Origin of the sequence: Peribacillus sp. R9-11, assembly GCF_031345095.1 — a bacterium.
Taxonomy (GTDB): Bacteria; Bacillota; Bacilli; order Bacillales; family DSM-1321; genus Peribacillus; species Peribacillus butanolivorans.
The window spans coordinates 1,084,241-1,107,977 of record NZ_CP133763.1 but is presented as its reverse complement, the minus strand read 5'-3'; the positions used below and the strand labels follow the sequence as shown (position 1 = coordinate 1,107,977).

At 38.1% G+C, this 23,737-nt stretch carries 23 protein-coding genes; 12 read left to right on the top strand and 11 right to left on the bottom strand.

The genetic code is table 11. The features are described 5' to 3' along the window. Window positions 1-92 precede the first annotated feature (92 nt). Complete coding sequence (locus RE409_RS05270; RefSeq protein WP_053344726.1) at window positions 93-335, top strand: YhdB family protein; 243 nt, start codon at window positions 93-95, stop codon at window positions 333-335. Window positions 336-460: 125 nt separating this feature from the next. Here RE409_RS05270 and RE409_RS05265 read toward each other — a convergent pair whose 3' ends face one another. The 3 genes from RE409_RS05265 to RE409_RS05255 form a co-directional block, all read right to left on the bottom strand. Then, window positions 461-988 carry an NADPH-dependent FMN reductase gene (locus tag RE409_RS05265; protein ID WP_053344725.1) on the bottom strand — a complete coding sequence of 176 codons (528 nt, stop codon included), beginning with the start codon at window positions 986-988 and terminating at the stop codon, window positions 461-463. A gap of 201 nt (window positions 989-1,189) precedes the next feature. After that, window positions 1,190-2,920: a phospho-sugar mutase gene (locus tag RE409_RS05260; RefSeq protein ID WP_309558658.1), complete on the bottom strand. Its 1,731-nt coding sequence runs from the start codon at window positions 2,918-2,920 to the stop codon at window positions 1,190-1,192. 156 nt (window positions 2,921-3,076) lie between these two features. Continuing rightward, window positions 3,077-4,624: a bifunctional GNAT family N-acetyltransferase/carbon-nitrogen hydrolase family protein gene (locus tag RE409_RS05255; protein ID WP_053344722.1), complete on the bottom strand. Its 1,548-nt coding sequence runs from the start codon at window positions 4,622-4,624 to the stop codon at window positions 3,077-3,079. A gap of 391 nt (window positions 4,625-5,015) precedes the next feature. Between RE409_RS05255 and RE409_RS05250 the strand changes: the two genes are divergently transcribed. Both RE409_RS05250 and RE409_RS05245 read left to right on the top strand, forming a co-directional pair. Then, entirely contained in the window at window positions 5,016-5,453 is a 438-nt protein-coding gene (locus tag RE409_RS05250; protein WP_056530998.1) for a disulfide oxidoreductase, read from the top strand. Beyond that, window positions 5,453-5,923 carry a thioredoxin family protein gene (locus RE409_RS05245; protein WP_201182302.1) on the top strand — a complete coding sequence of 157 codons (471 nt, stop codon included), beginning with the start codon at window positions 5,453-5,455 and terminating at the stop codon, window positions 5,921-5,923. Before RE409_RS05250 ends, RE409_RS05245 begins: the two co-directional genes overlap by 1 nt. A 69-nt stretch (window positions 5,924-5,992) precedes the next feature. On the opposite strand, the gene RE409_RS05240 is transcribed toward RE409_RS05245, so the two are convergent. Next, window positions 5,993-6,412 carry a DUF5365 family protein gene (locus RE409_RS05240; RefSeq protein WP_201182304.1) on the bottom strand — a complete coding sequence of 140 codons (420 nt, stop codon included), beginning with the start codon at window positions 6,410-6,412 and terminating at the stop codon, window positions 5,993-5,995. Between the two features lie 231 nt (window positions 6,413-6,643). Between RE409_RS05240 and RE409_RS05235 the strand changes: the two genes are divergently transcribed. Next, window positions 6,644-7,549, top strand: coding sequence for an RluA family pseudouridine synthase (locus RE409_RS05235; RefSeq protein WP_207205093.1), 906 nt, complete (start codon window positions 6,644-6,646; stop codon window positions 7,547-7,549). A gap of 145 nt (window positions 7,550-7,694) precedes the next feature. Here RE409_RS05235 and RE409_RS05230 read toward each other — a convergent pair whose 3' ends face one another. Then, on the bottom strand, window positions 7,695-7,949 hold the full coding sequence (locus RE409_RS05230; RefSeq protein ID WP_170946860.1) for a GlsB/YeaQ/YmgE family stress response membrane protein: 255 nt from the start codon (window positions 7,947-7,949) through the stop codon (window positions 7,695-7,697). Between the two features lie 517 nt (window positions 7,950-8,466). Next, entirely contained in the window at window positions 8,467-9,297 is an 831-nt protein-coding gene (locus tag RE409_RS05225; protein WP_201182306.1) for an aldo/keto reductase, read from the bottom strand. Between the two features lie 398 nt (window positions 9,298-9,695). Here RE409_RS05225 and RE409_RS05220 point away from each other — a divergent pair, with 398 nt between their 5' ends. The 6 genes from RE409_RS05220 to ald all read left to right on the top strand — a co-directional run bounded on the left by RE409_RS05220 (window position 9,696) and on the right by ald (window position 16,163). Beyond that, window positions 9,696-10,694 carry an inorganic phosphate transporter gene (locus RE409_RS05220; RefSeq protein WP_056530991.1) on the top strand — a complete coding sequence of 333 codons (999 nt, stop codon included), beginning with the start codon at window positions 9,696-9,698 and terminating at the stop codon, window positions 10,692-10,694. Between the two features lie 234 nt (window positions 10,695-10,928). Further along, window positions 10,929-11,549 (top strand): DUF47 domain-containing protein, encoded by a 621-nt coding sequence (locus RE409_RS05215; protein ID WP_053344716.1) that lies wholly within the window; start codon window positions 10,929-10,931, stop codon window positions 11,547-11,549. A 15-nt stretch (window positions 11,550-11,564) separates the two neighbouring features. Continuing rightward, window positions 11,565-12,563: an inorganic phosphate transporter gene (locus tag RE409_RS05210; RefSeq protein ID WP_201182308.1), complete on the top strand. Its 999-nt coding sequence runs from the start codon at window positions 11,565-11,567 to the stop codon at window positions 12,561-12,563. Between the two features lie 142 nt (window positions 12,564-12,705). Further along, window positions 12,706-13,959, top strand: a complete 1,254-nt coding sequence (locus RE409_RS05205) for a PucR family transcriptional regulator (RefSeq protein ID WP_309558657.1) — start codon at window positions 12,706-12,708, stop codon at window positions 13,957-13,959. A gap of 50 nt (window positions 13,960-14,009) precedes the next feature. Beyond that, the gene (locus RE409_RS05200; RefSeq protein ID WP_309558656.1) at window positions 14,010-14,831 is read left to right on the top strand and encodes an EcsC family protein; all 822 of its coding nucleotides are present in this window, start codon (window positions 14,010-14,012) and stop codon (window positions 14,829-14,831) included. A 198-nt stretch (window positions 14,832-15,029) separates the two neighbouring features. Further along, a complete protein-coding gene (gene ald / locus RE409_RS05195; RefSeq protein WP_201182314.1) occupies window positions 15,030-16,163 on the top strand; it encodes an alanine dehydrogenase in 1,134 nt (377 codons plus the stop codon). 83 nt (window positions 16,164-16,246) lie between these two features. On the opposite strand, the gene RE409_RS05190 is transcribed toward ald, so the two are convergent. From RE409_RS05190 to proC, 3 genes are all read right to left on the bottom strand, one after another. Further along, on the bottom strand, window positions 16,247-16,843 hold the full coding sequence (locus RE409_RS05190) for a dienelactone hydrolase family protein (RefSeq protein ID WP_309558655.1): 597 nt from the start codon (window positions 16,841-16,843) through the stop codon (window positions 16,247-16,249). A 100-nt stretch (window positions 16,844-16,943) separates the two neighbouring features. Then, a complete protein-coding gene (locus RE409_RS05185) occupies window positions 16,944-18,314 on the bottom strand; it encodes an FAD-binding oxidoreductase (protein ID WP_201182318.1) in 1,371 nt (456 codons plus the stop codon). 85 nt (window positions 18,315-18,399) lie between these two features. Continuing rightward, window positions 18,400-19,206, bottom strand: coding sequence for a pyrroline-5-carboxylate reductase (gene proC / locus RE409_RS05180; RefSeq protein ID WP_053344709.1), 807 nt, complete (start codon window positions 19,204-19,206; stop codon window positions 18,400-18,402). Between the two features lie 266 nt (window positions 19,207-19,472). On the opposite strand from proC, the gene RE409_RS05175 reads away from it, so the two are divergent. Further along, window positions 19,473-21,038 carry an MDR family MFS transporter gene (locus tag RE409_RS05175; RefSeq protein WP_201221914.1) on the top strand — a complete coding sequence of 522 codons (1,566 nt, stop codon included), beginning with the start codon at window positions 19,473-19,475 and terminating at the stop codon, window positions 21,036-21,038. Window positions 21,039-21,158: 120 nt separating this feature from the next. Continuing rightward, window positions 21,159-21,758, top strand: coding sequence for a DNA-3-methyladenine glycosylase (locus tag RE409_RS05170; protein WP_201221916.1), 600 nt, complete (start codon window positions 21,159-21,161; stop codon window positions 21,756-21,758). A gap of 174 nt (window positions 21,759-21,932) precedes the next feature. On the opposite strand, the gene RE409_RS05165 is transcribed toward RE409_RS05170, so the two are convergent. Together RE409_RS05165 and RE409_RS05160 are read right to left on the bottom strand one after the other, a co-directional pair. Continuing rightward, window positions 21,933-22,553: a nucleotidyltransferase family protein gene (locus RE409_RS05165; RefSeq protein ID WP_201249954.1), complete on the bottom strand. Its 621-nt coding sequence runs from the start codon at window positions 22,551-22,553 to the stop codon at window positions 21,933-21,935. After that, window positions 22,546-23,595: an XdhC family protein gene (locus RE409_RS05160; RefSeq protein WP_201182324.1), complete on the bottom strand. Its 1,050-nt coding sequence runs from the start codon at window positions 23,593-23,595 to the stop codon at window positions 22,546-22,548. Before RE409_RS05160 ends, RE409_RS05165 begins: the two co-directional genes overlap by 8 nt. Window positions 23,596-23,737: the final 142 nt, after the last annotated feature.

The window sequence follows — 23,737 nt, the reverse complement described above, 5'->3', positions numbered from 1 at the left end:
CAACCGCGGCCCGTATACATCGCCACTTATTGTAAGTAAATGTTCTACCCAATCTGAACAAAATACAAATAGCTCCTAAGGAGGAGAACTACATGAAAATTGCGGATTATGATCAGGCTTTGTTTCACACACACCGCTCTGATTGGGACAGCCTGTTAGTATTAATGGTTCGTACGAAAGATCACTTTCTTTCGAAAAAAATAGAACATTTTTTACACGCCTATCGGTTTGAGCATGATTATCAAATTATTCAATCTCAACTGTATGCACTGCTTCGTTATTTGGATCATGCGGCAGAAAAGACAAGTGATTATTTAAGTGAACTCCCAAGCTAAAATCAACAATAGTTTTTGCAAAACGGGAAAATATATACAAGAAGATTAATTTCATGGGGATTTAACTGTGGCGGGTGAAAACCTAAAAAAAAGGGTCAGGTATTTTTATACCTGACCCTCATCCATTATTTTTTCATTGTTGCATAAGCAGTTGCATACATTTTAAGTTCTTCAATTAAGGCCTCGACAAGTAACGCAGGCTCTTCAGTTAAACCGTCATTCTCATAATCGAAGCAATGCGGATCAAGCACTAATTGTTTTGAAATCACATTTGCATATAGGCTTCGGCCCACTGTTCTCATAGAATTTAAAGCATTAATCCCACCTTTACCACCGCCTGATACAGCTAGTAAAGCAACTGGTTTGTGTGTAAATTGATCACTGCTTAGAAAATCCAATGCATTTTTCAAAGCGCCACTCATCGAACCATGATATTCAGGAGATGTCAAAATCACTCCATCCGCTTCTTCAATACTTTTACGAAAATCTTGAATTACATTCAATTGATATTGCTCGCCTTCACCTGAATATAAAGGAATCTCACTGTTACTTAAATCGATTAGTTCTGCTCCATATTGCTTGGAAATGAAGCGAGAGGCAATCCCTGTACGCCCTTGTTTACGTGGTGATCCATTAATGATGACTAATTTCATGTATAATACTCCTCCATTGTTTCTATTTGAATATTTCACCCATGTTACTCTCTTTTTCAGTATATCAAAACCAGCTAAAAATTTCCTTGAATTAGAGACATTTATTACACTAAACGTATTCCAACTTCATCTAAAAAACAACTTTTACGCAAAAAAACGAAGGACCTGAAGCCCTTCGTCTACATTTATCTGTTTATCACTTTAGACTAATGCTTCAATTTTACCCATAAAGTCTGCTATAACAGCTGATAATTTAGCTTCTGATTCCGCCATCGTCTTGCCTTGGACACCGAAATAAAATTTAATTTTCGGTTCTGTACCTGAAGGACGAAGGCATACCCATGTCCCATCTTTAAGGAAGTATTTCAATACGTTTGATTTCGGAAGCTCAATTAGCTCTTCACTATTTGAAGTTAGTGAATGCTTTTTGCTGCTCTGATAGTCTTCCTCGACGACTACTTGGATGCCTGCGATTTGCGTTGGCGGGTTCTGACGGAATTGATCCAATATTCCTTGAATCTGTTTCGCTCCTTCAATTCCTTTTAACGTTAATGAACGCAACCCTTCCAGATAGAAGCCATATTTTTCAAAGACGTTTAATAAACCTTCATAAAGAGTCAATCCCTGCTTTTTGTAATAAGCACAGACTTCGACAGCAAGCACTGCTGCTTGAATAGCATCTTTATCACGAGCAAAATCCTTAATTAAATATCCGTAGCTTTCTTCATACCCAAACAAAAAGCTGTGTTCGCCACTTTTATTATATTGATTTATTTTCTCAGCAATGAATTTAAATCCGGTAAGTACATCCATCGTCTTTAAGCCATAGGACTCTGCAATTGTCCGCCCGATTTCTGAAGTCACAATGGTTTTTAAGACAATTCCATTTTCAGGTATCGTACCTTTTTCTTTTTTCTGAGCTAGTAAATAATCTAGAAAAAGCGCACCTGTTTGATTTCCAGTCAGAACGACATATTTGCCCGATTTGTTCTTCACGGCAATACCAAGTCGGTCGGCATCTGGGTCTGTCGCAATCAATAGGTCCGCTTCGACTTTATTTCCAAGCTCGATGGCCAATTCAAATGCTGCAGGTTCCTCCGGATTTGGAGATTTGACCGTTGAAAAGTCTGGATCCGGTAATTCCTGTTCCTTAACGATATGGACGTTTTGATACCCTAAGCTCTGCAGGGCACGTCGGACTGATTTATTTGCCGTTCCATGAAGTGGAGTAAAGACTAGTGATACATCTATTTCCTCAGCAAGCTGTGGATTTTCAGGAACTGTGAGCAACTCTTTATTATAAGCTGCATCCAGTTCTTCCCCGATTATTTCAATAAGCCCTTGCTCTTTAAGATCTTTAGCTTCTTTAATTTGTATATCAAGTTCACTTTCAATGGCATTCACGTAGCTAATCACTTGGTCAGCAGCTTCCGGAGGTAACTGTGCTCCATCTGATCCATAAACCTTGTAACCATTATATTCAGGTGGATTATGACTCGCTGTGATGACAATCCCAGCAAATGCATTTAGCTTGCGAACAGCAAATGACAATTCTGGAGTTGGGCGTAATTCATCGAATAAATAAGCCTTTACGCCAAATGTAGCCAAGGTTTTAGCTGCTTCGAGTGCAAATTCCGGAGACTTATGTCTTGAATCATAAGCAATGACAGCACCTCTCCCTTTTGCCTCTTCCCCGAACGTTGAAATATATTGAGCCAATCCAGCCGTAGCCTTTCTTACAGTGTAAATATTCATTCGGTTGGTTCCTGCTCCAATTTCTCCACGCATACCGCCTGTTCCAAATTCTAAATTCTTATAAAAGGCATCTTCGAGTTTAGCTTCATCCTGTTGCATTTCCTCAAGCAAGACACGTAATTCCCCATTTAAATTCTGATACCCTGCCCAAGTGGTGTATACTGATTTCCAGTCCATCTCTGACATCCCCTCTCAACGACCTTTTTTTAAAAACTTTTATGTATCTGTTTCTATAACAAAATTATCACATTTTTCCCAATAAATGAAGTAAAGGCTCGTAATAAAAAAAGCCACATCGAGCATGGCTTTTTCATCACGAGCTAGTTTAAATCTTTATTTTTCACCTTTTTGATAATGTAGTTTGTAAATATCATGGCGTCTATCTTTTAATTGTCTTACGGTACCCGATTGTCGCTCACGTCTTAATATCTCTAAATCAACATCGCCAATCAGAACCATCTCAAGATTCGGGCTCGTTTCCCCAACAATCCCGTCACGTGCAAATTCAAAATCCGACGGGGCGAAAATCCCTGATTGTGCATATTGGATATCCATATTTTCCGTTTGCGGCAGATTCCCGACAGTCCCAGAAATAACCGTATAAATTTGGTTTTCCACTGCACGGGCCTGAGCACAATAGCGAACACGCAGATAACCTTGTCGGTCTTCCGTACAAAATGGCGTAAAAATAATCTTAGCTCCCATATCAGTCGCAATCCGAGCAAGTTCCGGGAACTCAATATCATAACAAATTTGAATGGCGATCTTTCCACAGTCTGTATCAAAGACGCGTACACGGTCACCAGCATTGATGCCCCACCATTTTCTTTCATTCGGTGTAATATGAATTTTATATTGCTTTTCAATTGTCCCATCACGGCGGAATAAATAGGCTATATTATAGATATTATCGTCGTCTTCTTTAACGAAATGAGAACCGCCAATTATATTGACGTTATACCTTACAGCTAAAGTGGTAAACAATTCAATATACTGTTCCGTGAAATCTGACAGTTTCCGTACTGCCAAGCTTGGTGATCTTTCATTTAAGAAAGACATCAGCTGGGTCGTGAACAATTCCGGGAATACGGCGAAATCCGCATTAGCATCCGAAGCAACGTCGGTGAAATACTCGACTTGGTTAGCGAAGTCTTCGAATGAATCGATTTTACGCAGCATGTATTGCACGACGCAGATACGTACCGGTTCAGATGTTTTATAATAACGTTTTGTTTTCGGCTGATAATCAACGTTATTCCACTCCATGAGTGTAGCATATTTATTGGATTGCAAATCATCAGGCAAATAATTAGGATTTATCCTCATGAGCGTGAAGCCATTTAAAAGCTGGAACGATAGAACCGGATCATATATTTTATGTAATTGCACTTCTTTCACATATTCTCTTGGTAGCAATTCCTCCGCATGTTTATGGTAATTAGGAATCCTGCCGCCAATAATGATGCTTTTTAAGTTCAAATGGGCAACAAGTTCTTTTCTTGAATCATATAGTCTTTGACCAATTTTCATCCTGCGGAATTTAGGATGGACCATGACCTCGATTCCATATAAATTATAACCGTCCGGATTATGATTCGTGATGTATCCATTATCGGTTACATCATCCCATGTATGGCGATCATCATATTCGTCAAAATTAATAATGAGGCTAGAACATGATCCAATCACTTTTCCATCATATTCAGCTACAAATTGTCCTTCTGGAAAAATTTCCAGATGACTTTCAAGCTGATCGCGCTTCCATGGATCCATTCCAGGAAAGCAACTAGATTGTAAAGCAATTATTTCATCAATGTCCCCTAGCCTCATGTTACGTATTTCCATTATTTTTTCATATTTATGCAGGTCCAAATTAGGCATTTTCCTCAAACTCCTTTAATCTCTTCCATAAGAATTATACCCCTTATTCAAAAATTAAAACAACTGAACCTTCTCCAGCCTATTCAATACTTCCTAGATAAAACATTACTTTTCTTCCTTTCGGAGGCATATAGATAACATCTCTATTTTTTATTACCTTTCTTACTGCCAATTCGCCTACTGGGTAGCCTTATCGTACCATCATTACTTCTGTTAAATCGGGTTTAATTACCTATTATCTGTTAAGCTAACTGCCACTCTTTTAAAGTTTTCAATTCTTCCCGCGTCCAAATCTATTCTGTACCCCCATAAAAAGAATATATATTTTACAGACCGCATCCATACATACTATAATTTTCATAAGAGAAAAAAGAGATGGGGAAGAGGATCGATGAACAATACAAAACGCAGCGGGGAGAATATATTATTTGTAGCCTGGGCTGCTTCCATCATTGCTATGCTTGGAAGTTTATATTTTTCTGAGATTAAGCAATATGAACCATGTATGCTTTGTTGGTATCAGCGGATTATCATGTATCCTTTTACAATCATTTTAGGAATTGCAATCATTCGAAAAGATTATTGGATCAGCTTCTATACCATGATATTATCTGCAATTGGTGCATTTATTTCAACTTATCATTATTTAATACAAAAGGTTTCATTTTTTTCCGAACATACCCTAGCATGCGGAAGGGTTCCCTGTACAGGACAATATATTAACGTTTTTGGTTTTATTACCATCCCGTTCCTAGCTTTAACTGCATTTGTCATTATTTTCATATGCAGTTACATCGTATGGACAAGATCCAAGGAGGTTGCAGCTTAATGAAGAAAATGGTTATATTTTTAGTGATAATCGTCGCGCTTTTTGTCATACTAGGCGTTTTGACAAACTATAAAAAAGAAGAAAAATCAAAAGGAAATCCGTATGGCAAAGAGCATCTTAAATCCGCCACCGTCGATCAATTGGATGACCCAAATTATCAAAATCTGATCCTTCCCGAAGAATTAGAGAATGACCTTCAAGATAAAGAAGAAATGACTGTTTATTTTTATAGTCCTACGTGCCCTCACTGTCAAAAAACTACACCTATCGTAGCTCCGTTGGCTGAAGAGATGGGTATCGATCTCGTTCAATACAATTTATTGGAGTTTGAACAAGGCTGGAGCGATTATGGCATCAAAAGCACGCCGACAATTGTTCACTTTAAAAATGGAAAAGAACAAGAACGTATAGTTGGCTATAACGAAGAACAAACCTTCAAAAAATGGTTTGAGGACAATGATATTAATTAAGGATAGAAAAAAATGAGTCGGCTATAACGGGAAAAGTATTTCCGTTATAGCCGGCTCATTTTTAATGTTTTATACTAAATATTGATTCGCCACCTGAATATCCATCATTTGCATATCTTTACTTGCTTCATGGTTTATACGTGTAAAATGGTCATAATAAAAAGGGAAAAAGATTCCGCATTCATTCAATAGAGTAATGTTATGTTGAAACAATTCTTCAAATTTAGAATCAATTATAAAAGAATCCTCTATCTTCTTTTTGTCTAGAATGGACAAGAGGACTTGAAGGCATGCCATTACTTGAAATGCGTCTCTTAGTGTTGCAAAGTAGGTAAATGTACTTTTATTCGGCTGCAAAACGCCTATCTCCCGAAAATGAATAATTTCATTTTCTGTGAAGTATTTAGGAAATACAGATTTGTAGAAACGTGCAACGAGACTCGCAATTTCTTGCTCTTGTTCTTCGGTTGAAGAAAAGACCGTCTTCACTAAAAAAACCACCTTTTTTAGATCCATTAGACCTATCTAATAGTATGTATATTCTAGGACAAGCGATTTCTTTCCCTCTAGAATAACATAAATATTGTAAAAAAGACGTGGTAATTTTCGCCACTGAATTCTAAACAATAGGTCTAATGTTACTAATTTTACTTTTATTTGTAATCATTATATATTTTTTTCAATTAATTACAATCACATAAGTCGAAAGTAGGAATTATATTGGGACATTTTAATATAACAAACCAAATATTATCAATTGAAGTTCTTCAAAGTTGGAATGGATTAACATTAGATAAGCTTTTTAAGGACCACTGGAAGGCGCCAAAGAAATTGGTGCATGAGTGGAGAATGAGTAAAGAAGTAAAATTGAACGGAAATACTGTTTCATGGACAACTACTCTTTCCGAAGGCGATACGATTAGCATTCCTTTAATGAATGCTGAAAATGAAACCGTTAAAGCTGTAGATTTAGGGATTTCTATCTTATATGAAGATGACCTATTATTGATTGCCAATAAACCGGCAGGAATGGATACCCACCCTTCTCAACCCGGCGATACACATACGCTTATCAATGGTGTAGGGTACCACCTTCAGAACACCGGCCAAACCTGTATGATTAAGCATATTCATAGGCTTGATAAAGATACCACTGGAGCCGTTCTTTTTGCCAAAGATCGCCTCACTGGGTCTATGTTGGATAGAATGCTGGAAGAAAGAAAAATCAAACGAACATATGTCGCTTTAGTTGAAGGAATCATCCAAAAGAATGAAGGTAAAATCAACGAAAAAATTGGTAGAGACCGCCATCATGCTACTAGACGAAGGGTTTCACCTACTGGCCAGGTGGCTATTACCCATTTCCAAGTGCTTAAGCGGGATTCGAAGAAAAACTTAACGCTTGTCAGTTGCACTTTGGAAAGCGGCCGCACCCACCAAATCAGGGTGCACTTTAGCCACTTAAATCACCCCTTGGCTGGTGATACCTTGTACGGCGGAAAAAATACCTTTCCACGGCAAGCCCTTCATGCTCGAAAAATTGAATTTATCCATCCAATTTCCGAAGAAAAAATGATAATAGAAGCACCTTTCTTAGATAAGTCCGGGATATTTGAGACTCTCTAATATACAAAAAAAGCTGACTCCAAATAAGTAGGAGTCAGTTTTCTTAAAATTCTATCATTATAAGCAGCCGTTTCTAAAGCTGCATAGTAAGGATTATGAATCAAAAAAATAAGCTGGCCACTTGGGCCAGCTTTTATTGTGATATTTAAGAAGCTTTTCTCATGCCTTTTAAGATCAAGCTTAATATGAAGACAAATACAATTGCTCCAATTAATGCAGGAATAATAGCGAAATCTGCTACTGAAGGTCCCCAGTTCCCAAGAATTAATGAACCTAACCATGCACCAACAAAACCAGCGATGATGTTACCAATGATACCAAATGGTACGTCACGTCCTACTATCATACCTGCTAACCAACCGATAATACCTCCGATAATTAATGACCATAAAAATCCCATAATATATTTCCTCCTTAAGTAGTTGTATTTTTATACCAGACAATATATTTTCCTGTTCTACAGCAGACTTCAAGAAATCTCATCACTTCCAAATATTCATGTCCTGTTCAATTCATTAACCTTTTCACTCAAATGGTATGATGCCGATTATGCACAATATCTAATGAATGTGAATGCTTTAGTTAGTGGGAAAGTTAGCTAGCTATTGACCCTGAGGAACTGATTGGACACTCCTCAATGTTAGTGTGTTTTTCTTTTTGTTTGCTGCTGTACTCATTATTTTCCCCGTTAAAATAATCTAAAACCTCATTTTTTAAAAAAATATTTGGTAAAGAAAAAATGATTATTAGACTTATGAAAAGGGTATACACTATGCTACATTTTTGTCACATTCATAGTATAAGCAGTATCTAGCTCAAATATGTTTATAAAGATATAACGAAAAAAGGATGCCCCGAAATTACTGGGACACCCTCATATCATTTTTAGTTCTCTTTAAAGTCTATATCATCAATCATTAAAACAAAAGTTCATCCGGATTGCTTCCAAATCGTTCATTTTTGTTTAAGGCATCAATTTGATTCATTTCGTTAAGACTCAATGAAAAGTCAAACACTTGTGCATTTTCCTCGATACGGGACGGCGTAATCGATTTAGGGATAACGACAATTTCATGTTGGAGATGCCATCTAATTAATACTTGAGCAGAGCTTTTTCCATGCTTCTTTGCAATATGATTGATAGTCGGTTCTTCTATTAAGCTCCCCCTACCTAGCGGGCTCCATGCTTCTACCTTGATATCATGCTTTTCGCAGTAATCACGAATTTCAACTTGAGTCAAAAGTGGATGTAATTCTATTTGGTTTACGACAGGTTTTATTTCACTGTTCGCTAATAATTTTTCTAAATGGTGGACATGGAAATTACTTACACCGATTGATTTCACTTTTCCTTCATTGTAAAGCTTCTCTAATGCCTTCCACGTTTCCAGGTATTTGTCTTTTCCTGGCCAGTGAATTAAGTATAAATCTAAATATTCCAAACCAAGGCGTTTCAAACTATCATCAAATGCCTGAAGGGTCGTTTCATAACCTTGATCAGTATTCCACACTTTAGATGTGATGAACAATTCTTCACGCGGTATTCCGCTTTCTCTAATAGCCTGTCCTACACCCTCTTCATTTTCATAAACGGCAGCCGTATCAATTGAACGGTATCCTACTTCGATTGCTTTCTTGACGGACTCAACCGTTTCACTGCCATTTTTCACTTTAAATACACCGAAACCTAACTGCGGCATTTTTACTCCATTATGTAAAGTAATCGTTTCCCCTATACTTGATATCATTTGCCAATCCCCCTTACCTTTTATTTACCAATTATATCATCGTCCTACCTTTTATTTCTAACCATAAGCCTCGGAATTTAAAGGTTTATTAAATGACTCAACAAACATTTTATCCAAAATTTTCTATTTAAAGTGAAAATTTATCATTTAATCCTTCATTAAGTTAAATATTTTGTAAAAAAATGACGAAATATCTATGCTTATAGATAAGAAATTAGTTACAATTGAATAGTCCGTCCGTAACCAAGAAAAAGAAGAAGGTGCCATCTTTAAAGAATAATCAAACGTAAAACTTCCATTCTAATAATGTGGAGTTGCAAAGTTGTCCAACGCCCATTCATTGGTCACTATCTAAATTTTCTCATTACATACTTGAATATTAAGGGAGTCTTCCATGTATGAATACTATATTCATCTTAACCGCGCTAATTATTATCTTTGCTTTAATCTTTGACTTTATCAATGGATTTCATGATACAGCCAATGCTATTGCAACAGCCGTGTCAACTAAGGCGCTTAAACCACGTCATGCGATCATTTTGGCTGCGGTCATGAATTTATTAGGAGCGCTGACATTCACTGGTGTAGCACATACCATTACGAAGGATATTGTTGATCCTTTCACATTAAACAATGGCTCATATGTAATCCTCGCTGCTCTACTTTCCGCAATAACATGGAATTTAATCACTTGGTATTTTGGTATTCCAAGCAGTTCTTCCCATGCTATTATTGGTTCTATAGCGGGAGCTGCCATTGTGGCTGGAGGTTTCGATACGATTAAATGGAGTGGATTCACCAAAATCGTCCAAGCATTAATTTTATCTCCGATTCTTGCCTTTACACTTGGATTTATTGTGTACAACATCTTTAAGGTAATTTTCAAAAATAATAATTTAGGTAAGACTAACAAGCGATTTAGGAGAATACAAATTCTCACAGCGGCAATTCAGTCTTATACACACGGAACAAATGATGCTCAAAAATCCATGGGTATTATCACTATGGCTTTAATGGCTAACGGATATGCCTCTAGCTCTGATGTCCCCTTTTGGGTGCAATTATCGTGCGCAATCGCAATGGCGCTTGGTACCTCAATCGGTGGTTGGAAGATCATTAAAACGGTGGGCGGTAAGATCATGAAAATACGTCCAGTAAATGGGGTCGCTGCCGATATGACCGGTGCAGCGATAATTTTCGGTGCTACATTCCTGCATATGCCGGTCAGTACGACACATGTCATCTCTTCATCCATACTTGGGGTAGGTTCTGCACACCGTATCAAAGGTGTAAAATGGGGAACAGCTAAAAGTATGTTAATCACTTGGTTCATAACCTTGCCGATTTCAGCTTCTTTAGCCGGATTGATTTATTATCTAATTGCTTTATTTTTATAAAACCTTAAACCTTTCCATATTGGGAAGGTTTTTTTATGATTTCGCCCTTTTAAGTGTAACTGATTCCCATTTTTTACTTATCCTTGTTTTCGATTGTAAAGTTTTATTAAGATTTTGTAAATTTTCGTCGAAAAACCTTTCCTCATACTACATGAATTCGTTACAATCAACTTGTTAATACTAAGCGTATAATAATTTTATGTAAAAATTGCATGACTAATTGGGAGGCTTAACATGGCTTTTAAATCTAAAAAAGACAAATTCGCAGTAATGCTTTTTAACATCGCTCAAAACCTTAAAGAAGGTGCTGACTATTTCGCGGATTATAAACTGAAGAATATCTCCGATCTAAAAGTATTTTCAGATACTATGAAAGATTATGAGCATAAAGGCGATTCAATGGTTCATAACGTAATTAAAGAACTAAACAATGCCTTCATCACTCCTATCGAACGTGAGGATATCCTAGAATTAACCATGAGAATGGATGATGTCATAGACGGTTTGGAACACTGCGCCGCATTATTCGAAATGTACTCCATCGTCAATGCTGATGAGTATATGCTTAAATTTGTGGATGCAATTAAAGAGTGTACGTATGAGATTGAAATAGCTGTCGATACACTTTCTACAAAAAAATTACCAATGATTCGTGAAAATGCAATTAAAATTAAAGACCTTGAATCTGTTTGTGACGGAATCCAACGTCAATCGATCAAAAACTTGTTTACGGTTGAAAAGGATCCAATCAGAATCATTCAATATAAAGAAATATACGAAAGCCTTGAAGAGATCGCTGATCACTGTCAAGCTGTGGCCAATACACTTGAAACAATCATAATGAAAAACGCCTAAGGAGTACCCCCATAAATGGATACTTTATTAATTTTAACTATATTAATCGTTTTCTTTGCTTTAGCATTTGACTTCATCAATGGTTTCCATGATACAGCAAATGCAATTGCTACAGCTGTTTCAACAAAGGCCATGAAACCTCGGCATGCCATTGTCATGGCAGCCATCATGAACTTCGTCGGAGCTATGACGTTTACAGGCGTAGCGAAGACCATAACTAAGGATATTGTGGATCCGTTCACGCTTCCAAATGGTTCATATGTAATCTTGGCAGCTTTGCTTGCCGCTATTATATGGAACCTCCTTACATGGTATTACGGGATACCAAGCAGTTCATCCCACGCATTGATTGGTTCGATTGCAGGTGCCGCCATTGCAGCAGCTGGTTTCGCCGGCATTAAATGGGAAGGATTTTTGAAAATTCTTCAAGCTTTGATTTTCTCCCCTATAATTGCTTTTGTAATTGGATTTATCGTATACAGCATCTTTAAAGTTATATTTAAAAATAATAACCTGACAAAAACAAACCAGAAATTCCGTACTATTCAGATTGCAACTGCAGCACTTCAATCGTATACCCACGGAACGAATGACGCCCAAAAAGCCATGGGGATCATCACGATGGCCCTTATTGCAAATGGCTATGCAACAAGTACTGACATCCCCTTCTGGGTTCAATTTTCCTGTGCGTTAGCAATGGGACTTGGAACTTCTGTTGGCGGATGGAAAATCATTAAAACAGTTGGCGGCAAGATTATGAAGATCCGCCCTGTCAATGGTGTTGCAGCGGATTTAACCGGGGCCTTCATCATTTTTGGCGCGACCGTGATACACATGCCAGTTAGTACAACACATGTTATTTCTTCTTCGATTCTTGGAGTTGGTTCAGCCCACCGTGTTAAGGGCGTAAAATGGGGAACGGCAAGAAGAATGATTGTTACCTGGTTCATTACCATTCCTATCTCAGCAACATTAGCAGGTTTGCTTTATCTTTTGATTAATTTCCTTTTCTAAAATAAAAATCCCTTCCGGTTTCCATCGGTAGGGATTTTCTGTTTCTCCCGTAAAAAACATGGATATAATCCTATGCTAAAACACTGTTAATCGTTTAAAATTTAAAGAAAAAGGAATCTTTTAAGCGAGGGGCAAAATAATAATGAAGGAATTCACAAATAGAGATATTTTTAAAGACCTTTATGGAGATATGATGGAGTTTGCGGATAGAATCAGTTCCGTCTTAGGCTGTCCCATTACAATTGAGGATGGTAACCATCGCCTGCTTGCTTATAGTACGCATGATGATACAACCGACCAAGCCCGCATCATGACTATTATCGGAAGGCGCGTTCCTGAAAAAGTCATCAACAGCTTATGGAAAGATGGGTTTATCCCGGCTTTATTGAAAGAAGACGCTCCTATTAAAATTGGGGCTATCAATGATGTCGGTCTCGGTAATCGAGCGGCAGTCTCTATTAGGAAAAATAATGAAGTCCTTGGCTTCATTTGGGCCTTGGAAGTGAATCAACCTTTCTCCGAAGAAGATATGGACTTTCTTCAATTTGCTGCAAAAGAAGCGAAAAACCAGTTGCAGCAATTACAATTAAAAAAGAAAAGGAAAGAAGCAGGTCATCAGGAGTTTCTTTGGCGTATGTTAACTGGTCATTATCAAGAAGAATCAGAAATAATAGAAAATTTCACGAAGTTTTCTATCCAAGTTCCTGTTGTTTTTTCCATATTAGTATTTGAATTCCCTAAAGAGATCAATCGCGAAGTAGAACGCTACATTTCCTATATGTTAACGACTACTCAAAAGATAAACAGGTTCTTATTTGCCATTGACCATAACAAGCTCATTCTTTTTGCGGGATCGGACCAAGAAAATAGCCCTTCTTTTACCACATCCATTTATGATTTCATTCCTTTCTTCATATTAGAAATGAAACGGCGTTTTGGTGTTGAACATATCCTTGGTACTTCAGGTAATATGTATAAAAACTTAATGGACGTAAAATCAAGCTATGAAGAAGCTCAATATACCTTAAAAATGAAAAATATTTTTCCTGATGATATGAAGCTTATTTTACATTATGAAGAGCTAGGCATGTTTCAAATGATTGAAACTCTTGCAAACAACAAACAACGTCACGCTCATCCTTCTATTTTGAAGCTAAGAGCTTATGACTTGAAAAACCAGACAGAATTACTGCAAACACTTACTGTCTATTTAGAGAAAGACTGCAATCCAAATGAAGCTTCAAGAAATCTTCATATCCATGTGAATACCTTAAATTACCGTTTAAAACGGATTACAGAAGTAGGAAATATTCGTTTAAAAGATCCGATTCAAAAAATGTCTCTATTTCTAGATATTAAACTTTATGAATTTGACAAATTTCACAAGAAAAATTGAAATATTCCATCAACATATGGAAAAAATAAATAAATGGAAAGGTTGGTTAAATGAATCTAGAATCGAATGAAGAACTTGAGAAAGAATTAAAAATCATTGAAAAATGGGAAAAAGACCAGAATGGGTTATGGTTTTGGGAACGAATTGGACGTCTCCCCTTCAAACTTTTAGACAAGCTAACACCGGACTTCATACAGAAAAAGCTTGGTGTCATGCTCGATGAAATCGGTAGCTATATTCAAACCGGAGGACAATATTTAACAAAGGAATCCAATATTCTAAATCAGCTGCAGGCCAAGAATCCTGAACTGAATGTTTCCTCCATAGAAGATGTTTCAAAACTTCCCCTTCATATTATGGACAGTGTTAGTCAAGAGATTAAAAATTCCGGAAGTAAATTGGCCACAGTTCAGGGTGCTACTACTGGCATAGGTGGAATCTTCACCCTAGCCATTGACATCCCCTTGCTTCTTGGTATGTCAATCAAGACACTTCAGGAAATCGCTCTCTCTTACGGCTACAATCCACGAGACCGTCAGGAGCGTATTTTCATCGTCAAATGCCTACAATTTACTACATCAGATGTTGTCGGAAAAAAGGCACTGTTAAAGGAATTGTCGAATATGCACCTTCCCGAATCTGAATCCAAAAGAGAACTTGCTTCTGAATTGCAAGGATGGCGGGAAGTTGTTTATACATATCGTGATCAGTTTGGTTGGAAAAAGCTTCTGCAAATGGTACCTGTTGCTGGAATAATCTTTGGTGCCATTACCAATCGCTCTATGATCGCTGATATGGCCGATACGGGAATAATGCTATATAAGAAAAGAAGGATTTTGGAGCGAATGCATGAACCGGTTGCAAAACATTAAGATTTCAGCGTAATGTTTTCTCACGTTAACTATCTAAACTAAGCTCTTAACCCTGGCAAGTCCATAATTATTGATACTGCGTTTGTGGAATTCCACAAATACACCTTTTTCCTTTTTCTGATTTCCACATACTAACTGTTTCTTTTTCCCATTATACTTGTGATACAAATAGTAAAACAAATTATTGGAGGGATTAAGATGAGAATAGGAATTCCGAAAGAGATTAAAAACAATGAAAACCGTGTAGCTATCACTCCAGCTGGGGTTGTAGCATTAGTCAATGCGGGACATGAAGTATTAATCGAAATGAACGCAGGATTAGGAAGCAGTTTTACAAATGAATCATATCAAGAAGCTGGAGCTGTTATAGTCGAGGACGCTGCTAGCGTTTGGTCAAGCACAGAAATGATCATGAAAGTAAAAGAACCTATCTCATCTGAATATAAATATTTCCGTAAAGATTTAATTCTTTTCACATATCTGCATCTTGCAGCTGAACCAGCTCTTGCACAGGCTCTAAAAGAAAGCGGTGTCTTGGCCATTGCTTATGAAACGGTTGCAATAAACCGTACACTTCCTTTATTGACACCAATGAGTGAAGTGGCTGGACGTATGGCAGCGCAAATCGGTGCTCAGTTCCTTGAAAAAAATAACGGTGGTAAAGGAATTCTTTTAAGCGGAGTTCCTGGAGTTAAACGTGGTAAAGTCGCTGTCGTCGGCGGCGGTATGGTTGGAACAAATGCAGCTAAAATCGCTATTGGATTAGGCGCAGATGTTACCATTCTTGACTTAAGTCCTGATCGCCTTCGCCAATTGGATGATATTTTCGGAAATGAACTAACTACACTCATTTCAAATCCTTATAATATAGCTGAAGCAGTCAAAGAAGCTGATTTAGTGATCGGTGCAGTTCTGATTCCAGGTGCAAAAGCTCCTAAGCTCGTTACTGAAGAAATGGTTAAATCAATGTCTCCAGGTTCAGTCATTGTCGATGTTGCTATCGACCAAGGCGGTATCTTTGAAACGGTTGACCACATAACAACACATGATAACCCTACTTATGTTAAACATGGAGTAGTTCATTACGCGGTGGCAAATATGCCAGGAGCAGTGCCTCAAACATCTACAGTTGCCTTAACGAACGTAACTGTACCTTTCGCACTGCAAATTGCCAACAAAGGCGCCATCAAAGCAATCCTTGAAAACGATGCCCTTGCAAAAGGCGTCAATGTAGCCAATGGAGAAATCACGTTCGAAGCAGTTGCATCAGACCTAGGCTACAACTATGTTAGTGTTGAAAATGCTTTAAACCCAAATAATATCAACGCATAATAATAAGGAGACTCCAAAGACGTTCATCGCGTCTGGAGTCTTTTTTTATTGCACTTAATCGGGATTCTTCCCGCTACAGTTACTTATGACTTTAGTAAAAACTTAATAACTCGGCTACTGGCTTTTTCTGCTGATTCTAGATTATATTTAGGAGAAAACGGGTCACTAAAACCGTGAAAACCATTAAATGTATGTATCTCGATATTCTCTTTATCTAGATGTAAAACTAACTCGTCTACATCAACCGATCGTTCTTCTTGAGGAAAGATCAGCAATGTAGGGCATTTTGGTTCTTTTTCTAAATAATCCCTTATGCGGGAGCCATAATATCCTACTATTCCATCAACAAATACCTCCTCACTACATAACCAAGCAATTGTCGCCCCTATACTAAATCCAATGATGAATATTTTTGAGTATTCCTCATTAGCTTTCAATATTATCTTTTTTATTTTGTTCGATGCCTTAGTAAAACCTACATTATCCATAAAATTAAGATATGCTTCTTTTTCTTGCACATAAGCAAATGGTTCTTCCCGTTGCAAAAAGTTTGGACAAATGACATCAAAGTTCTGTTCTGATAATAACTCACAAAAATCCTTCATATGTTGATTAACCCCGTAAATTTCATGCAGTACAATGATTACTTTATTAGTATTTTTTGTTTGTATCTTGAACATCTTGTACCCCTGTTAAGATTTTTCTCTTCATCATACAGTTCCCCTCTTTTGTCGTTTCAGAAAGAGGGTGCCTAAAGCCCCCTCTTTCATGTTTCATCTATCAATCTACAAAAATCTTCCCTGGATTCATTATTCCATTCGGGTCCAAGGCCTGCTTGATCGTTTTCATCACCTCATACGCCGCTCCATGCTCTCTCCGCTGATATTTGGATTTTCCAAGCCCAACCCCATGTTCACCCGTACATGTACCGCCTTTCGCTAAGGCATATTCAACTATTTCTTCATTTAACCGCTTCGCTTCTTTCACTTCCTCTGGATTACTTAGATCAATCATAAATAACACATGATAATTTCCATCACCCACATGGCCCACAATCGCTCCTTCTACTTTGGATTGTTCGACTTTTTTCCTAGTTTCTAATATGGCATTCGACAATTCATGGAGGGGCACACTTACGTCCGTGACCATCAGCTTCTTACCCGGAGCACTGTGAATAAAAGCATATGCAAGATTATGGCGAGCTTCCCATAATGCATTTCGCGCTTTTGAATCCGTTTCAAACTGGATATCCTCACAGCCAAAATCACTTACGATTTCCTTAGCAAAATTGACATCCTGTTCTAGTCCGGCAAAATTCCCGTGAAACTCCAAGAATAATGTTGGTTTAACTTCATAAAGTTTGTCCATAAATTGATTTACTTTTTTAATAGACTCGGCATCGACCAATTCAATACGCGCAATTGGAATCCCAGCAAGCATGATTCCATTGACGGCAGATACTGCTTGTTCAACGGTTGGAAATGAAGCTCTCCCTGCCATTGTTACTTCAGGAATGCCGTACACCTTTAGAGTCAGTTCAGTAAATACACCTAGCGTGCCTTCCGAACCGACAAATAAGCCATTTAAATGTATCCCAGATGATGATTTTGTAGCTAAGCTACCGGTATGGATAATTTCACCGTTTGCTAGAACCACTTCCAAATCCCGAACCTGATCGCGCATTATGCCATATTTGACCGAAGTTGTGCCACTTGCATTCGTAGCTGCCATCCCTCCCAATGTCGCATCGGCTCCGGGGTCGACAGAAAAGAACAATCCGTATTTTTTCAATTCTTTATTCAACTGCGTCCGTGTCACACCTGGTTGGACCTTCACCAAAAAATCACTTTCCCTGATTTCCAACACCTGATTCATCAAGGATAAATCGAGCGAAATTCCCCCTTTAATTGGAACCACATGTCCTTCTAAACTCGAACCTAGACCAAAAGGAATGACTGGTATTTCATGTTCATTCGCATAACGCATGACTGCGCTCACTTCTACAGCACTTCTTGGATAAACGACCATATCCGGTAAGTGCGGAGTATGATACGATTCATCATGACTGTGCTGCTCTAATATAGTTTCATTCACCGTGACTTGTTCTTCCGTTAGTATCTTTCTTAAATCCTCTATATAATATATATTCATTCTGCTTCCCCCTCTTTTTTAACTAAACATTCTGATAATATTATGTAAAAAAGTAGATTGCCTGAGAATAGGCAATCTATAATTCTTACTGTCCGAGCCCCTTCGTTCTATCTGTACAGGCTTTCATCGCTTGTAAAATACTAGCTCTGAACTGATTCTCCTCTAAAGAAGCAACCGCAGATATTGTTGCCCCCCCCGGAGTGCATACATCGTCCTTTAAAGCGCCAGGATGCTTTTCTGTTTCAAGCACCATTTTAGCAGCACCCATTACAGATTGTGCGGCCATTCGATATGCTTGTTTTCGTGGAATACCGTCACGAACCGCTCCATCCGCAAGCGCCTCGATAAACATGTATACATAAGCCGGTGAGGATCCACTGATTGCTGGCACTGCGTCCATCAAATCTTCATGTATAAGCTCTGTTTTTCCAAAAGAATTCAACAGTGTAGTAACATCAGTAATATCAGCTGCTGTGATTTCACGATTAATGCTGATTGCCGTCATGCCTTCACCGACAAGGGAAGGAGTGTTTGGCATCGTTCGGACAACCTTCACTGGTTTTCCCAAACCTTCCTCAATTTGTGATGTAGTTATTCCCGCTGCCATTGTAATGATCACAGCTCCTTCTTTCACATGAATCTTAACTTCGTCGAGCACTTGCTTATGCATGGCGGGTTGAATCCCTAAAAAGAGCAAATCGGCAAAACCGGCTACCTCTTTATTATCTAAACAGCCTTCAATCTTATATTTCGAGGTGATCTTCGTCAAAGTCTCAACACTTGCTGTGCTGACCATTATATTTTCAGGTGAGATGACTTCCGAGCGCAACATGCCTTCAAGCATTGCCGCTCCCATTTTACCGCATCCAATAAACCCGATTTTTTTATTCATATCTTACACTTCCAATCATAAGTTCATCTATACTCTCTCTTATTATATCGGATATGGCAAATGGAAACACGTCGCAGATATTTAGATTAGGAAGGAATTGCATATTTCTAGTCGAATTACTAAGATGAAATAGACGAATAAACGACTTATGCAACTGATTTTTTTAGCGAAAAAAAAGGATTGACTTATAAGTCATTTTCACTATATAATTTTGACCTATTAGTCATTGAAAAAAGGAAAACAGTTTAAGGAAATGGAGAAATGAAATGCAAATCGAGAAAAGAGCAGTCAATACCAAGCTTGTCTTAACAGGATTGATCATTGGAATGTTTTTCAGTTCATTGGAACAGACAATCGTCGGGACAGCAATGCCAACGATTATTGGGGAATTGAATGGTTTCACTATCTTTGCATGGGTGACGACTGCCTATTTAATTGCCTCTACGACCGTTGTACCGATTGTTGGGAAGCTTTCAGATTTATATGGCAGACGTTCCCTTTATTTGATTGGTACAGTTATTTTTACGATTGGCTCTTTTTTATGCGCCACTGCCACTTCGATGGAGCAGCTGATTATCTATCGGGGGCTGCAAGGAATCGGGGGCGGGATGATCATGCCCTTATCCCAAACGATTATCGGCGATATTTTCACTGCTGAACAAAGAGCCAAATGGCAGGGTGTATTCGGAGCCCTTTTTGGCTTAAGTTCTGTAATTGGTCCTTTTCTGGGTGGACTGATTGTCGACCATATCAGCTGGCATTGGATCTTCCTCATTAATGTACCGACGGGATTATTATCAGCGATTTTGATTTATGTCGGGTTGAAGAACGAAGCGATTCAAAAAACAGAGAAAGTGAATATCGATTTCCTTGGTATTTTCACCTTAATTCCAGGTATTGTCCTGCTTTTATTGGGCTTAACATTCGGGGGTGATAAATTCGAATGGATATCACTTGAATCTCTCTTGATTTTCGGCAGCACCCTTGTCTTTATTGTCCTATTTATCATTTTTGAAAGAAAAGCAGTTGAACCAATTCTTGATTTATCTCTCTTTAAAAATAGAGTTTTTGCCACCACGAATATCTTAGGATTTTTGCTAGGCCTGGGTATGTTCGGGGCTATCATGTTTGTCCCACTGTTCATGCAAGGAGTTTTAGGAGTGTCACCAACAAAAGCCGGATCGACCATGACTCCGATGATGATCGGGTTGATTCTTTCTAGTGTCGTTGGCGGGCGGCTGTTGTTAAAATTTCGTTTTCGTACCGTGCTTACCTTTGGAATGGCCATTGCGACTCTCGGCTTTTTCCTAATGAGTACGATGGATGGTGAAACTACAATTCTGACCGCTTATTCCTTCATGGCTGTCTTAGGTGTGGGAATGGGTCTTGTTATGCCGACCCTGATGATTGCCGTTCAAAATGAATTTCCAAAATCACAGTTAGGATCGGTCACTGCAGCCTCGACCTTCTTTCGATCAATAGGCGGAACGATGGGTATTACGATTTTGAATGCAGTCATGAATCACAATCTACAGCAAAATATGGATGACGCGGTTGTTAGTGAAAAAAATACCCTAATACAAGAAGCATTGAAGGCACTTGCCGATAAAACAGATAATTTGTTCAATATCATGCTCTATCCTGAGAATCTGAAGATGCCGGCTGAAGTCAGCAATATCATTATAAAAACCATTGAAAATGCCTGGATTGATGCATTTTCAAGTGTATTTGTCACTGGTATCTTTTTTGTCTCTGTCGGAATATTAGTTGCTCTTTCAGTTGGTTCCGGAAAAATCAAAAGAGATCAAGAAGCGGAAAAAGATTTAGGTTAATAAATGATTAACATAGAGACCGGCGCCTTTCCAGCCGGTCTTTTTACTATCCTTCATCCCTAGGTTTCTTTTTCTACAATAAGGGAATTTTATCTATAAGAGACTATATGGAGTGATACTATGCTTAAGGATACAAATTTCCATTCAATATTACCACCGGAGTTTTATCAGCAGCCAACGCTCGTGCTGGCAAAATCCCTTCTCGGCTGCCTGCTGGTAAAAGAAACATCAGAAGGAATCGCTTCTGGATTTATTGTTGAAACCGAAGCCTATATGGGACCGGAAGATAGGGCTGCACATAGTTTTGGAAATAGAAGGACGAAGCGGACTGAAGTGATGTTCGGAAAGTCCGGAATGATCTATACATACGTCATGCACACCCATACGCTTGTCAATGTCGTAAGCGGTGGGCTGGATAAGCCGGAAGCCATCTTAATCCGGGCTGTGGAACCCTATTCAGGGCTTGAGTTAATGCATGAAAGACGTGGGCTTGCTGATTTTCGAAAGTTGACGAACGGACCTGGAAAGTTATCCAAAGCACTAGGCATTACTATGGCCGATTATGGTCAACCTTTCACAAAACCGCCGCTTTATCTTGCTTCTGGAAAAAAGCCTGAGCACATATCCAGCGGACCCCGAATCGGCATTGGCAACTCCGGAGAAGCGAAGGACTATCCATGGCGTTTTTGGGTAACCGACAATCCTTTTATATCTCGCTAATAATTTATTATTTTCCTATGCTTAAAAGGAGTGACCGCAAAACACGGTCACTCTTTTCTTTTAGGTTTCAGAACAAAAGTTAGAATGGGCAACCGAAAAATTACAAAAAGCACTGCTCAACCACGATTATATAGGAGCGACTCGTGCAGTAGTCCCTTTCTAGCCAAAGCTTTTCTAAGTGTAAAGTTCTAAATCAAAATATTTTTTCATTATTAAGTAATCTTCAGGTGTATCAACATCCATTCCCCACATCTGGTTATCAAAGGAAATGATTTTTGTTAATTGTGTATATTTTTTTATAATTTCTTTGCCTCCTTGATCTCCATCTATTGAATCGAATTCATTAAATAATTCAGCATCAAACAGAACTGGATGACCTAAATCTTCCTTATATTTTGACCGGACAATACGAATCCCTTCATGCTTATGAGCTTTATAGTGGTCAATTAGTAATTGTACAATTGATTTGGAAACTAAGGGTTGATCCGCTAAGAAAACCATGACAGCATCCACATCTTTTTTTACCGCCTGAATACCGAGTTTCAGAGAAGAAGCCATACCATTTGCATAATTTTGATTATAAATAATTTCTATATCTTCTAAATCATGAGTATAATGTCGAATTTCTTCTATATAATGACCTGCGATTAAAACGATTGGCTGTAATGAAACATCGACCGTTGCTTTAAGAGCATATTTAAAAAGAGGTTGACCATTTAAAGGTAATAATAGTTTAGGTTTTCCCATACGTGTTGACATTCCAGCTGCAAGAATTACAGCTCCTACCTTAACCATGGATTTTCGTCTTTCCATGGAGTGGAACCGGATTTCTACCATTTTTGACTGTCATTAGTTCAGTAACAATACTTATGGCTACTTCCTCCATCGTTTCGGCTCCTAGATCCAAACCAATTGGTGAATGTATCGGCCCATCGGAAAAAGTTTGTCCAATATTTATAAGCATTTCTTTTGTTCTAGCCATAGGACCAAGAACACCGATGTACCGTGGATTACTTTTCAAAGCAAGTTGTAATGCCTTTTCATCAATCTCTTGGTAATGATTCATGATGATCCACCATGAATCGGTGACATTATTTGAATTAATCTCTTCAGGATTTTCGATTAAATGTATAACAGAGGGGAAAAGTCGAGGGTTGTTAAATTCCACACGTGAATCTAATACAGTAACTGAAAAACCAGCTTTAGCAGCCAAATCAGCCACAGGTACTGCATCCCTTCCGGCTCCAGCAACAATTAATTTTTCCCCAGGTTTAACTGCATCAATTAGAAATCTGCTTCCGTCACAGCTCATTATTTCTGCACGAGTTTGCGTGTCCATACTATTTCTTGCTTTTTCAACAACCTCGCAGGGGAGATTATCCAAATCCCCAATTATATTACCTTCTTTTTCAATCAATAACCTCCTCCCAGTAGGTATTTCCAGTACACAAGAGAAAGCTTGACCCTTCTGGATAATATCTTCTGTTTTTTTCCAGAATACATCATTTTGATCTATAGGTAGAATGAGCATTTCAAGAATCCCTTTGCATCCTATTCCTAAACCCCACACTTCATTTTCACTTAAATCGTATTTATGTGTTAAAGGCGTTTTCATTTCCATTGCCTTTTCTGCCCACCCAAAAAGATCGCTTTCCAAACATCCTCCGCTTATCGTACCGAACATTTGCCCATCAGAAGCCATCATCATTTTAGTACCTGGCAGTCTGTAGGCAGAACCTTTAACACTAATTTGCATGGCAATCGCCGCTTGTTCGTTACGTTCCCATGCTAATTTAATATTTTTAAATACATCTTTAAACTCTTGTAACCGTGACATATCCGTTTCTCCTCCTGCCTGCTAAGAGTTAATTATTGACCTTTATGAAGAAAGTGAAAGATAAAAAGGAAAAATCCCTTTTATTATCCATTTTTTCACAAAAAAATTTCTCTCTATACTATCTATTTAGTATTCTTTCTTA

What these genes read in the sequence shown, in the direction of transcription:
- RE409_RS05160 (WP_201182324.1), bottom strand. Translation starts at nt 23,595, where the DNA reads ATGTCACGGTTACAAGAGTTTAAAGATGTATTTAAAAATATTAAATTA.
- RE409_RS05250 (WP_056530998.1), top strand. Translation starts at nt 5,016, where the DNA reads ATGAACAATACAAAACGCAGCGGGGAGAATATATTATTTGTAGCCTGG.
- RE409_RS05220 (WP_056530991.1), top strand. Translation starts at nt 9,696, where the DNA reads ATGAATACTATATTCATCTTAACCGCGCTAATTATTATCTTTGCTTTA.
- RE409_RS05205 (WP_309558657.1), top strand. Translation starts at nt 12,706, where the DNA reads ATGAAGGAATTCACAAATAGAGATATTTTTAAAGACCTTTATGGAGAT.
- proC (WP_053344709.1), bottom strand. Translation starts at nt 19,206, where the DNA reads ATGAATAAAAAAATCGGGTTTATTGGATGCGGTAAAATGGGAGCGGCA.
- RE409_RS05245 (WP_201182302.1), top strand. Translation starts at nt 5,453, where the DNA reads ATGAAGAAAATGGTTATATTTTTAGTGATAATCGTCGCGCTTTTTGTC.
- ald (WP_201182314.1), top strand. Translation starts at nt 15,030, where the DNA reads ATGAGAATAGGAATTCCGAAAGAGATTAAAAACAATGAAAACCGTGTA.
- RE409_RS05265 (WP_053344725.1), bottom strand. Translation starts at nt 988, where the DNA reads ATGAAATTAGTCATCATTAATGGATCACCACGTAAACAAGGGCGTACA.
- RE409_RS05210 (WP_201182308.1), top strand. Translation starts at nt 11,565, where the DNA reads ATGGATACTTTATTAATTTTAACTATATTAATCGTTTTCTTTGCTTTA.
- RE409_RS05165 (WP_201249954.1), bottom strand. Translation starts at nt 22,553, where the DNA reads ATGGTTAAGGTAGGAGCTGTAATTCTTGCAGCTGGAATGTCAACACGT.
- RE409_RS05260 (WP_309558658.1), bottom strand. Translation starts at nt 2,920, where the DNA reads ATGGACTGGAAATCAGTATACACCACTTGGGCAGGGTATCAGAATTTA.
- RE409_RS05170 (WP_201221916.1), top strand. Translation starts at nt 21,159, where the DNA reads ATGCTTAAGGATACAAATTTCCATTCAATATTACCACCGGAGTTTTAT.
- RE409_RS05215 (WP_053344716.1), top strand. Translation starts at nt 10,929, where the DNA reads ATGGCTTTTAAATCTAAAAAAGACAAATTCGCAGTAATGCTTTTTAAC.
- RE409_RS05255 (WP_053344722.1), bottom strand. Translation starts at nt 4,624, where the DNA reads ATGCCTAATTTGGACCTGCATAAATATGAAAAAATAATGGAAATACGT.
- RE409_RS05270 (WP_053344726.1), top strand. Translation starts at nt 93, where the DNA reads ATGAAAATTGCGGATTATGATCAGGCTTTGTTTCACACACACCGCTCT.
- RE409_RS05200 (WP_309558656.1), top strand. Translation starts at nt 14,010, where the DNA reads ATGAATCTAGAATCGAATGAAGAACTTGAGAAAGAATTAAAAATCATT.
- RE409_RS05185 (WP_201182318.1), bottom strand. Translation starts at nt 18,314, where the DNA reads ATGAATATATATTATATAGAGGATTTAAGAAAGATACTAACGGAAGAA.
- RE409_RS05175 (WP_201221914.1), top strand. Translation starts at nt 19,473, where the DNA reads ATGCAAATCGAGAAAAGAGCAGTCAATACCAAGCTTGTCTTAACAGGA.
- RE409_RS05225 (WP_201182306.1), bottom strand. Translation starts at nt 9,297, where the DNA reads ATGATATCAAGTATAGGGGAAACGATTACTTTACATAATGGAGTAAAA.
- RE409_RS05230 (WP_170946860.1), bottom strand. Translation starts at nt 7,949, where the DNA reads ATGGGATTTTTATGGTCATTAATTATCGGAGGTATTATCGGTTGGTTA.
- RE409_RS05190 (WP_309558655.1), bottom strand. Translation starts at nt 16,843, where the DNA reads ATGTTCAAGATACAAACAAAAAATACTAATAAAGTAATCATTGTACTG.